1 pseudogene is annotated in these 534 nt (G+C 49.4%); it reads right to left on the bottom strand.

Going from position 1 to position 534, the window contains the following annotated elements:
* Positions 1 to 173: 173 nt before the first annotated feature.
* A pseudogene (locus ACTHUR_RS17640) lies at positions 174 to 534 on the bottom strand (hypothetical protein); the annotation flags it as partial.

Below are 534 nucleotides of genomic sequence, written 5' to 3'. Positions count from 1 at the left end.
TATCATTACTTTAATATTGCAATATCTGATTTCTTAATAGCTCACCCTGAATATCAAAAAAAGTGTAAAGAAATACAAAAAACATATTCTCAAACAAACTGTAGCCTGCATGAAACCTAAAATCCATGCGTAAAGTGTGTGCTTCAGCACGAAAGATGGAATATTAAACCGAATCAGCGACGGCGGCCAAAGCCCCGACCCATGCTTGGGCGGCGGTAGTTGGAAGGCTGACGCGCGGTTTCGCGGTAACGCTGTTGCTGTTGAGCGTTTTGTTGTTGCGCATTTTGCTGTTGGGCACGCAGGGTGCGCGTATTCAGCTGTTGGCTGGTGCGTCCGTTTGGACGTGCGGTTTGATAATAGTTGGTACGGGCTTGACGGGCAATCGGGCTGTTTTGATTGCGCGCCTGTGTGAATTTGTTGGCCAATGCGTTGCCGATAAATGCACCGGCTGCCGCGCCCACCAAGCTTTGCAGCAGCCAGCTGCCGGTGGATTGGTCGTAGATGTATTGTTGACCGTCTGTACCGGTTACCGGT

Source organism: Neisseria sp. P0021.S007 (genome assembly GCF_051956855.1).
The sequence above is the reverse complement of the archived record's forward strand: the minus strand, read 5'-3'. Positions and strand labels throughout refer to the sequence as shown.